The 10,495-nt window shown below is 63.7% G+C and carries 10 protein-coding genes; 2 read left to right on the top strand and 8 right to left on the bottom strand.

Going from position 1 to position 10,495, the window contains the following annotated elements:
* Positions 1-42 precede the first annotated feature (42 nt).
* The gene (locus AAC023_RS11800) at positions 43-1,089 is read right to left on the bottom strand and encodes a serine hydrolase domain-containing protein (RefSeq protein WP_339741401.1); all 1,047 of its coding nucleotides are present in this window, start codon (positions 1,087-1,089) and stop codon (positions 43-45) included.
* A gap of 51 nt (positions 1,090-1,140) precedes the next feature.
* On the bottom strand, positions 1,141-1,671 hold the full coding sequence (locus AAC023_RS11795; protein ID WP_339741400.1) for a helix-turn-helix transcriptional regulator: 531 nt from the start codon (positions 1,669-1,671) through the stop codon (positions 1,141-1,143).
* Positions 1,672-1,878: 207 nt separating this feature from the next.
* Between AAC023_RS11795 and AAC023_RS11790 the strand changes: the two genes are divergently transcribed.
* Entirely contained in the window at positions 1,879-2,514 is a 636-nt protein-coding gene (locus AAC023_RS11790) for a hypothetical protein (RefSeq protein ID WP_339741399.1), read from the top strand.
* A 48-nt stretch (positions 2,515-2,562) separates the two neighbouring features.
* Here the strand turns inward: AAC023_RS11790 and AAC023_RS11785 are convergent, their stop codons facing one another.
* Together AAC023_RS11785 and AAC023_RS11780 are read right to left on the bottom strand one after the other, a co-directional pair.
* On the bottom strand, positions 2,563-3,828 hold the full coding sequence (locus AAC023_RS11785; RefSeq protein ID WP_339741398.1) for a DUF2254 domain-containing protein: 1,266 nt from the start codon (positions 3,826-3,828) through the stop codon (positions 2,563-2,565).
* Between the two features lie 85 nt (positions 3,829-3,913).
* Complete coding sequence (locus tag AAC023_RS11780) at positions 3,914-5,188, bottom strand: MFS transporter (RefSeq protein ID WP_339741397.1); 1,275 nt, start codon at positions 5,186-5,188, stop codon at positions 3,914-3,916.
* 157 nt (positions 5,189-5,345) lie between these two features.
* Between AAC023_RS11780 and motA the strand changes: the two genes are divergently transcribed.
* Complete coding sequence (gene motA, locus AAC023_RS11775) at positions 5,346-6,218, top strand: flagellar motor stator protein MotA (RefSeq protein WP_339741395.1); 873 nt, start codon at positions 5,346-5,348, stop codon at positions 6,216-6,218.
* 72 nt (positions 6,219-6,290) lie between these two features.
* Here the strand turns inward: motA and AAC023_RS11770 are convergent, their stop codons facing one another.
* Genes AAC023_RS11770 through AAC023_RS11755 form a run of 4 tightly spaced genes read right to left on the bottom strand, consistent with a single transcriptional unit; the run spans position 6,291 to position 10,093 of the window.
* The gene (locus AAC023_RS11770; RefSeq protein WP_339741393.1) at positions 6,291-8,189 is read right to left on the bottom strand and encodes a VWA domain-containing protein; all 1,899 of its coding nucleotides are present in this window, start codon (positions 8,187-8,189) and stop codon (positions 6,291-6,293) included.
* Positions 8,190-8,198: 9 nt separating this feature from the next.
* Positions 8,199-9,188 carry a hypothetical protein gene (locus AAC023_RS11765; protein ID WP_339741391.1) on the bottom strand — a complete coding sequence of 330 codons (990 nt, stop codon included), beginning with the start codon at positions 9,186-9,188 and terminating at the stop codon, positions 8,199-8,201.
* Positions 9,173-9,613 (bottom strand): hypothetical protein, encoded by a 441-nt coding sequence (locus AAC023_RS11760; RefSeq protein WP_339741390.1) that lies wholly within the window; start codon positions 9,611-9,613, stop codon positions 9,173-9,175. Before AAC023_RS11760 ends, AAC023_RS11765 begins: the two co-directional genes overlap by 16 nt.
* A 9-nt stretch (positions 9,614-9,622) precedes the next feature.
* Positions 9,623-10,093 carry a hypothetical protein gene (locus AAC023_RS11755; protein ID WP_339741388.1) on the bottom strand — a complete coding sequence of 157 codons (471 nt, stop codon included), beginning with the start codon at positions 10,091-10,093 and terminating at the stop codon, positions 9,623-9,625.
* Between the last annotated feature and the right edge of the window lie 402 nt (positions 10,094-10,495).

The raw sequence follows: 10,495 nt of genomic DNA, 5'->3' as shown, positions 1-10,495 counted from the left end.
TCAGGGATGACAAGAATTGGGGGCGTGGGGGTGAAAAGTGCCTCACCCCTCCCGCCGCAAAATCCGCACCACCCGGTCGTAAACCACCTCCGTCGCGGTCCAGCTATTCCCGCCGCTGGTGTTCACGAACTGGATCACCACGGCGTCGATATCGGCGTGATAGCGGGCGATGCTGGAATAGCCGGCGAGAAGGCCGGTATGGCCGTATTCGTAGATGGATGAATAGATCGCCTGTTCGGTATCTGTGAAGAGGGTGCCGTCATTGAGGGCGCGCAGGAAGATGCCGGTATCCTCGGCGCTGGCGACCATGGTGCCGCCGGGGACATGGTGGGCACGGGGGCGGAAATTCTCTTCGGGCCAGCCCGGATCATAGCCGCCGGGGATGCGCTCGATCTCGACATCATCCACCGAGGCGAAGGTATTGGTCAGCCCGAGCGGGTCGAGGATTTCGGCGCGGATGAATTGCTGGTGCGGATAGCCCAGCGCCTGGTCGAGGATATTGCCGATCAGCAGGTAATTGGTGTTGGAATACTGATAGCGCGCGCCGGGCTCGAATTCGGCCGCATCGTCAAACACCAGCGCCAGATAATCATTCACCTCGCCCGAGGTGATGGCCCAGCGATCCGGGTCCTCGACCCAGTTGGGAATGCCGCTCCTGTGCTGCAGCAGCATGCGCAGCGTGATGTGCTCGGCATTGGCGAGCTGGCCGACAAGGTCGGGGAAGAAATCCGCGACCGTGTCATCGAGATCGAGCCGGCCATCGGCGACCAGCATCGCGGTCGCCGCGGCGATATAGAGTTTGGAAATGCTGGCAATCTTGAACAGATCGTGCGGATTGGCGGGTATCTGCAGGTCGCGGTCATGCCAGCCGGCGGCATAGAATTTCGGCTCGTGACCGGCGCGGTCGACATAGACGATGATGCCGTCGAGGCCGTAGTCGGTAGCGCGATCGACCTGCGCCTGGACCGTCGCCGGCAGCGGCATCAGATAACCGATGGCGGCGCGCCAGGGGGCGAAGAAATAGAGGCTTCCAACCGTCGCAATGATCGCGGCCAGTCTGAGAAGCCAGATGATGGTGGGTTTTTTCATGTCGAAACATCCCTGGTTTCACGCCCGGCCGCCGTGGCGGCCGGGCTGTGATCACTGGTCCATAAAGCGGGTGACGAGCTCGATCAGGATGACGGTCACGACATGAGCCGCCACGCCGACCGTCCACCAGACCAGCGGCCATTTCATCACGAAACTGCCGGCCGCCATGGAGATGGCGATGAACAGGACAATCCCGAGCCCGTAGGCGGCGAGATGGATCCACAGCACCAGGCGGGCCGTCGATCTCACCTTCTCATTATGGCGCTGGACAATCCCGCTCGCCTCGACCTCCGGGTCGATGACCAGCGCAATCGCCTCGACATTGAAGGCCGCGGCCAGCGCCGTCAGCGAGTCCCGCGAGGCCTGTTCGCCATTCTCGATCCGCTGGACGGTGCGAAGGCCGATCCCGGCCAGTTCGGCGAGATGTTCCTGCGACCAGTGGCGTTCCTCGCGCCAGCGTTTGATCTTGTCTGCGTCTGTCTTGTAAGCCATGAATTGCTCCTGCCTGGCATGGGTGATCAGATGGCCACCCCAGACCAGAAAACCGCTCGCCGAGCCACGCCATCCGCGCGCCACGGTCACGTCAGCCGCCCGCCACAGGCCCGCCACCGGCCCGCCGGCACGCCCGATCTCCCTGATTAGCCCGGTCTCCCTGATTAGAGAGTGCCGGGCGCGGGGGTTCAAACAAAAAAGCCCTCCTGCGCCGCTCAAACCGGCACCGGGGCCGGTTTTTCGTGGCGCCGCGCGCCGCCTCGCTATACCGTCCCGCCAGATAGCAGGGGGAAGAGCATGGAATTCGGAACGATCAGCGAAATTGTCACGGCAATAGCCTCGGTGGTGATGGCGCTCAGTGTTATCGTTGCCGCGCTGCAATTGTCGGAAAGCCGGGCCAACTGGGTCGCCGAGAACAAGCGGCTGAAGAAACAGGCGGCCATCGATGCGGCCAAGATCTATATCGACAACAAGCGTCCCGAAACCGATCTGATGCTGCAATTCGTCAATAATGCCTGTCATCTCAATAGCCGCATCCTCCAGGATATCGAGAAGTTCAACCTGCCCCGCTTGCCGGTCTCGCTGCTCGATGATGTGCGCGGCTGTGTTGAATTCTATGATCCCGCTGCGCTCGGCTCGCTGGCCGAGAAGGACGGTTTCATCACCGGCGTGACGGCGAAACACATCATCCAGCTGCGCTGGCTGATGATTGATTATCTCAATACGCTCGAGACCGTGCTGACCTATTGGTGGCAGGGCACCGCCAATGAACGCCTGCTCGAGCTTGAATTCGCCTTCCTGCGGGCCCAGTCCGACAGTGCCCGCCCGGTCCGGCATCTGGTGGAATGCTATGGCGAAACCAATTTCCCGGCGATTGCCGCTTTCTTGCGGGCTGGTGCGGCGCGCCAGGCGCCGGAGCCGGATTTTCATTGAGCGGGCATCCGTCCAGCCGGTCGCGGCGTCGAGGTGTTCGTGCGGGCTTCAGCCGGGCCGGCTTGCGATCCGCGCAATCCGCTCCACACGGGTGAAATCATCGGACAGCGACAGGGCGGTCTTGGCGCGATCGAGCGCCAGGTCTGAATGGCGCCGGGCCTGTTCGGCAAAGCCGGGGCATTCGAGGGTGGCGAGTGAGCCAAAGGCCTTTTGCAGCCGGATGCCAACCTCGACAACCCCTGCGCCGTCGCGGGCGATGGCCGTGAAGGCATCATCAAACATATCCGCCAGGGCGATCGGCGGCACGACGACCCGGTCGAAGGACTTGACGATGGGCTCGTCATCGCTCAGGGGCCGGGCCCAGGCGGCAAACAGCCGGACGAAGCGGCCTGTGATGACAATGGCGGTGCCGGGATCATTGACGGCCGGTGACAGAGCGCGGGCGGCAATTTCCGAGAGTACGATGAGGCCGAAGCGCGGATCATTGTCATGGGTGCGGTTTTCCCCGATGACGAAAGCGCTCGCGATCTTCCGGCCGAGCGCCTCATCAATCGCCTCGCTGGTATTGAGGATGGCCAGCGGCCGGTCCGGAGCCAGGAAACAGCCGGGCATCGCATCGACCATGATCCGCAAATCATTCTGCTCGGCAATGGTCTGCAATTGCCGCATATCGACAAACTGGACATAGCCGATCTCGTCACAGAAGACCTTTGTCCCGCGAAGTCCGGTATGGCTGGTTTTCTCGACCCCGCCCAGGACGGGCATGCGCCGACGCTGGTCGATGCTGGCCAGGGCGGCGGCTTCGGCCTTGTCGATCGTCGTGCCGAGCCGGCCCAGGCGCGCGATATTATCGACCCAGCGGACAAAGGTCAGAATCACCCAGGCGAAGATCGCCAGCGTCAGGATGAAGAGCGCGAACAGGCCGCCGCGATCATAGAATCCGGTCTTGAGCGCGACGATGGAGACAATGCTGAAGATGAAGGCCCCGATGAAGCTCGACAGCGCCGTTTGCGAGACGTCATCGGCAAGCACCAGTGCGAAGGCGCGCGGCGTGGCCGAGCCGCTGGCCGAGGCATAGCTCGCCACCATCGAGCCAACGGCGAAAGTCGCCACCGCCAGCATGGAGGAGGAGATGATGGCCAGCAGTGTCTGGATCGTGTCCGGCGTGATTTCGGGCAGGAGCGCACCAATCGGCCAGTGATCGGCTGCGCGGGCGAGGAAGGAGGCCATCACCGCCAGCAGGCAATAGAGCAGGGGCTTGGCCCAGAGGCGCTCACGCAATTGCAGGATCTGGTGAATGAAGCGGGTTTTCATCAGCGGGGCCTTGCCGTTCTGGTTGGGCGAAGCCTGCCACAGAAGCGCGGCGCCGTGAAACCCGTTCCGGCGGGAAGCGGGCGGATCAGGGCTCGGTTTTCACAGTCACCGGCGCTGTCACGCGGGCAATTCCCGGATGCCACCAGGCCAGGGCCAGGGCGGCGATGCTCAGCACAGCCGCCGCAATATACGGGCTGTGATGGCCCAGCTGGTGATACATCATCAAGCCGCCGACCGGCCCGATAATGAAGCCCAGGCCGGCGGTCGCGGTGGTCAGGCCGGCAGCCCGGCCCTGTTCTTCCGGCGTGACGGCAATCGAGGCGCCGCCGACAAAGCCCGAGCGCGCCAGGCCGAAGGCGAAGCTGGTCATCAGATAGGCAAAGACAATGCCGGCATAATTCGGCGCGACCAGCATCACGCCGCTGCCCAGCGCGGTGATCAGCCCGCCCAGCGACATCAATATGCGGGGGCTGGCTTTCAGGGCCGGGATGACGATCAGTTGCGCCACGATCAGCGCTCCGGCGCCGGCGGCCAGGGCGATGGCCGACATTTGCAGGCCCTGGCTCTCATCCAGGCCGAGCGCATCCATGATGAAGAAGGACAGGGTCGCCAGGCTCAGCGACTGGGTGATCCAGATCACGGCGCCATATATCATGAAGGGCGCGATCCGCGGATCGGCGGCGAAGCCGAATTGCCGCAACGGGTTGAGCGGGCGTTGCTGGGCGCGTGGCGGGGTTTGTTCCGGGAGGAATTTCCACACGGCCAGGGCGCTGATCGCGACCGAGGCCGAGATCATCACCATGAAGATCGGAACGCCGACAATATCGACGAAGGCGGCCGCGAGCGTCGGCCCGATCACGGCGCCGAGCCCGAAGGCGGCGGTCAGTCCGGCCAGGGCTTCGGTGCGTTCTTCCGGGCTGGTGCGGTCGGCGACATAGGCCTGGGCCGCCGGATTGGTGGCCGAGCCGAGCGAGCCGAACAGGGTGCGCGCCAGCGCCATGGCAAAGATCGCGGCCAGCGGTGGTACCCAGCCGGATTCGCCGGCCCAGGCGGCGCCGCCAAACATCAGGGTCGAGGCGGCAAAGGCGCAGAGGCCGAAGATGATCAGCGGTTTGCGGCCGCGACGGTCCGACAGCGCGCCCCAGATCGGCGTCATCGTCATGAAGAGCGTCGCCGAAACGGTATAGATGGCACCGACCCAGTATTCCGGCACCGCCAATTGCCGCGCCAGCGGTGGCAGGATGGCGAACAGCATATTATTGCCGATCCCCGTCGCCATCAGGCAGATGAAGAGCAGGCGGAAGGCCGCCGTGCGCTGTCTCGGGCCGGACGGGTTGGTGGGATCGTAGAGCGGGATCATCAGGCGGCAAGCTTTAGAAGCTTCGCTCCAATTGGCAAGCCGCTGTTCCGTAAACCTCCTGATAACGCCTGTTCAACCGGACATTAAGCTTAACGCGTCATAGTGCTCTCAAATCGGGCGGCATCAATGTCCGGATGTGGAACGGGTGGACGTTTAAATGTTTCAGATTATCGGCATCATAGTCGTGTTCGTGATGGTCTTCGGAGGGTTCACGCTCTCGGGTGGCCATTTTGACGTCATCCTGCACTCGCTGCCCTACGAGATGATGATGATTGGCGGCGCCGCTGCCGGGGCTTTCCTGATCGGCAACAAGCCCAAGACCGTGATGAAGACCCTGGGCGATCTGGGCAAGGTTTTCACCGGCTCCAAATGGAAGGCGTCGGATTATACCGACCTGCTTTCTCTTCTCTTCCTCCTGACCAAAATGATGAAGACCAAGGGCGTGATCGCGCTTGAATCTCACATTGAAAATCCGAAGGAGAGCGCGATCTTCACGCGCTATCCGCGGATCATGAAGGATCATTTCGCCATTGATTTCATCTGCGACACGCTGCGCATGATGACGATGAACCTGGAAGATCCGCACCAGGTTGAAGATCACATGGAAAAACAGCTCGAGAAGCATCATCACGAGGCCGCCGACCCGGCGCATGCCATGCAGACCATGGCCGATGGCCTGCCCGCACTGGGCATTGTGGCTGCCGTGCTCGGGGTGATCAAGACCATGGGCGCGATCGAGAGCCCGCCGGCCGTGCTCGGTGGCTATATCGGCGGTGCCCTGGTCGGAACCTTCCTCGGTGTGTTTATCGCCTACGGCTTCGTCGGCCCCTTCGCCGCCTATATGACGGCCATTTATGACGAGGAGAGCGGCTTCTACAAGATCATCCAGTCGGTTCTCGTCGCTCACCTCCACGGCAATGCCGCCCAGATCTCCGTCGAGATCGGCCGCGGTGGCGTGCCGACCAAGATGCAGCCATCCTTCCTGGAAATGGAAAAAACCCTCGACGAAATCCCCGCCGAAGTCGGCTAGGGCTTTCAGCGAAACGGATCGAAGACAGGCGCGCGGCCCCCAGGGCTGCGCGCCTTTGCGTTGGGGCGGTCTCTAGTCCAGCATGATGCGGGTGGTGTCGCCGGCGGTGATCTCTGCGCCCGCCTCCCGGCTCTGGCCCCACCGGATCTGATAAGTGCCCGCTGGCAGCGTCAGCAATTCGCCCGGGCGGCCACTGGCAATAATGTCGCCGCTTGCCGGATCGATAACGCTGAACGGGCCGGTCACGGCGCTGGCGAGCGCCTCGGCCAGCTCGGCCTCATCGGCGGCAGAGAAATAGCGCCCGCCACCAATCGCTGCCCAGGATTGAAAGACCGCCTCCAGATTCGCGTCGCCGATCGCCAGGCCGACAATATTCACCCGGATGTCCCATCCGCGGTCGCGCAGGCCCTGGATTGCGGCGGCGGCATCGCCCTCACAAGTCTCCTCGCCATCTGTCAGCACGATGAGCACACGTTCGCCCGCGACGTCTGCAAGGTCGCTGGCCATTAATTCGATCGAGCGGCCCAGTGGCGTCCGCGCGAGATTCATGGCGTTCACATTGCTGATAACCGCGCTGGCGGAAGCCGGGTCGAGCGGTCCGAGCGGGATTTCCAGATCCGTGCGGCAGCTATCGGCCTCGCGATGACCGAAGACGCGCAGGGCAAAGCCGGTGCCCGCAGGGATGGTCTCATCGACCAGCCCGATCAGGGTTTGGCGCGCAATCGCAATGCGGCGCTCATCGCCGATCCGTTGCAGCATCGAGCCGGAGGCATCGAGGATCACGCCGACCGCATCCTCCGGGCCGAGCGCGGCGCGGCCTGGCTCCACCAGCAATTGTCCGGGCTCTGCCGGTGCTGGCAATACGGCGACGGACAGGCGCGCCATCTCACGGCCTGCCCGGGTGAGATAGACCAGCGTGTAGTTGCCAGGCTCTCCGGGCGCGCCCAGCGTCACGAAACCCTCATTGGGATCGATATAGCTATAGGTCGCGAGCGCGCCGCCGCCATCACGCATCTCGACCATGTCGCCGTGATTTCCCGCGCCCTGCCAGTCCGCCGTGAACTGTGTGTAGGCTGTCACCGCGTCCGGTGCATCCAGCGCGAGGGAGGCTTCCACAACCTCGATCGGCGTGCGGCCAATGATCCGGCCGCTGGAGATATAGACAATGTCGTAGGCACCCAGGGTTTCCGACGCGGTCAGCATGGCGCTGCCATCTTCGGCCGCATTGCCGACATAGTGATAACTGGCACCGGCGATGTGATCACCATCGCGTGCGGCGAAGCTGATAAAATCCTGACTGTTTTCAGGACCATCCCAGACGACGCGCACCATGGCGCCCTGAAACACTTCGGCCGGGGCTGTCAGCGTGGCTTCGATCCCGCCGACTTCAATCTGGGTCCGGGCCAGGATGGTCTCGCCGCTCACATAGACGAGGTCATAGCTGCCGGCATCGGCGGGCGCCCGCAGGGAGGCTGGCTGACCGTTCAGACTGCCGACATAGGCATAGCTTGTTCCGCGAATGCGATCGCCATCGCGCGTCGCAAAGGTCAGAAGGTCGCTGCGGCTGACCGGACCGGTCCAGGCGAGCTCGAAGGTCTCGCCGGCGCCGACCGAGGCGGGGCCGGCGAGGGAGGCATCCGGGATGAAGACGGACAGTGGCTGGCTGGCGTGCACGTCATTCCCGGCCACATAGACCAGCAGATAGTCGCCGGGCGCTTCCGGTGCCATGATCATTTTCGGGTTGGTGTTCGGATAGGCATAGCTGACCCGTCTCCCGTCCCCGCTTGCAGGCCGGATCTCGATGATGCTGCCGCGCGCCTCCGGTGCCGTCCAGTGGACTTCGATATCCTGGCGGATATGCGCCTCGCCGGGCGCATCGAGGCTATAGGACTGCGCCAGCACCGGGCTGAAACTCAACGCGATGAGTGAACAGGCGACGATCGAAAAGCGCATGATTGGCAAGAGACGCATGGCTGGCTCCTAGGGTTCGACCATTGTGTAGTGGTGATGGCTGCGAAAGCCGGTGCTATCCCAATAGAGGCTGTAGGCAGACTTCTCGATCCGCTCGATGGTGATGACATCGCCAGGCCCGGGCGGCAGGCCTGTGTCGCCGGTATATTGCGTCAGCGCGGCGCGCGACCCCACGCTCCAGGCCTCGACCTGGTTGAAATAACCCGGCGCCAGATCACTGCCCGGCGGGATCGCGTCAGCGCCGAAGACAGACGTCCACGTCCCGGCACGGCAGATGGCAATGGCGTGCTGGCCATCGGCCTCGCGCACAACCGGGACGGCGAAGTCGTGCGCGTCGTCGGCATCGAAATCACCGCCCAGCAGGCGCGGCATCACCCAGGCCTCGGGGCGCCAGGCGAGGTCCAGCCCGCAGGTCCGGATCAGCTCGAGCTCTTCGTCGAGATAGACGGGACTGATCAGATTTTCGTCGCGGATGCGCTCTTCCTGCGTCTTGGGGATCAGAATGCAGGCGTTGAAACTGAGATAAACCATGCGTGCCCGCTGGCCCGGTTCCAGATCGGCGAGGCCATAATCGCGCAGATTGAGCCAGCCCAGCCCCATCCCGCGGAAGGCACCGCCGCGCGGATCATTGAGCATGAAACGGCGCATTGTTTGCGGCGCGTTGACATCGCCCTGATTGGGACCGGTATTGGCCGCATTGCGAAAATGCCAGCCATAGAGCAGGCGCGGATTGGTATCGCCGTGAATGGGCAGGGTGGCGAGGGCGAGATTATAGCCGGTCTCGTCGAGCACCTGGATGTCCCAGCCGTGCGGCGCTGGCACCAGATGGAAGGTCCAGTCATATCCCAGCTCAGCGCTGTATTGATGCTGTCCGGCCACCTCGCCACTTATCGGCGCGGCGTAATGGGTTGCGGTCGGGGTGCAATCATCGGCATGCGCCGTCGCCGGCAGCAGGGCTGCGAGACTCCACATAAACAGGCCAATCAGTCGTCCGGACATGGCGGGCTCTCATTGTCCGGAGTGTCGCTCCCCGGGCTGGCGCATGCCGGCTCCATGGCCTGGGTACTCGCCCGGGGTGTTTGAAGATCGCGGATCGCCGCCTCGCGCTCGGCTTCAGCCCTGCGCATGGCAAGGGTCAGGCTGGTGGCCAGTGCGAGGCAGACAATCAGTCCCGCTATCGCCAACAGGCCGAGCGTCTTCAAGGGCATTTTCACGGCGGCGAAGATCGCGATCACGAGGGCGATCAGCGCTGCCAGCAGGCCATACCCCATCGCCTCCGCCGGTGCGGCGAGCCCCTGGCCGGGCGGGACGAGGAAGTGGCCGCCCAGATATGTCCCTGCACCAAACGCCATTGCCATCACTGCAAGGACAAAGGGCAGGCTCAATCCGAAACGGGTCAGCGGGCGAGTCCCGCGGCGCGACATGGCGGGCCCCTAATTCAGCGCCGTGATCGACAGTGTCGTGTCGTTGCCATTGGGAATGAGATTGAGCGAGACCGAACGCGCGCCCTTCTCGAAACGCAACATCTGGCCCGGTCCGTTGGGACCGTTGGCGGCCTCAGTCCAGCCCAGGGCCGCCATCTCGCGCGAATAGAAGGCCGCGACCTCCGCCGGCGAGGCCTCAGCCAGGGCGGCGAGCGTATAGCCCATATTCGGTATCGTGCTGGCGCCATAGATATTGAGATCGGGATAGTGCGCCACATCCTCGGGAAAGCCCGAGGGCAGGTTCAGATTGGCGCCGGCCTGCGCGTGCATGCCGCCATTATTTTGTTCCATCACCACCATCGGCTCGTCATCACCGCCGCCGCTGCTGGCGGCGCCAGGAGGCGTGGTGTCACCGCCGCAAGCCACCAGAAGTGTGGCGAGAAGGGTGAGTGGCAACCCGAATTGCACGTATCGCGTCATGACAGCGTCCTTTGCTCTGGCCGCGCCGCCGGGCACGGCGAAGTTCCGGGTCAGACCTGTCGAGGCAAGCGAAAGCACTCAATCCTGTGACCTCCTCCCTCAATAGCAGGACGGTCGGAGAGCAGGCGTGACCGGGGCCACGCTATACGTCCAGGACGAAATGGAAAAGTGTTTGAGCGAATTTTACACCCACAGGGCTTGTCGGCGGGCGGATGGCGCGGCTTCGTGATCGCGTTCCGCTGCGCACCTCAACTACCGCCCGGGCGGCGGCAAGGCCTCGCGCAATTCGCTTTCGGTGATACCCAGCCGGGCGGCAGCAGCCGCCAGATCGGGGCGGCCACCGCGCGGGGCTCCCAGAGCCGCCATCAGCGTCTGCGTGCTGACGCCCAGCGAGGCAGCGGC

Origin of the sequence: uncultured Maricaulis sp., assembly GCF_963976135.1 — a bacterium.
GTDB lineage: Bacteria > Pseudomonadota > Alphaproteobacteria > Caulobacterales > Maricaulaceae > Maricaulis.
This window is presented reverse-complemented; position numbering and strand designations above follow the sequence as displayed.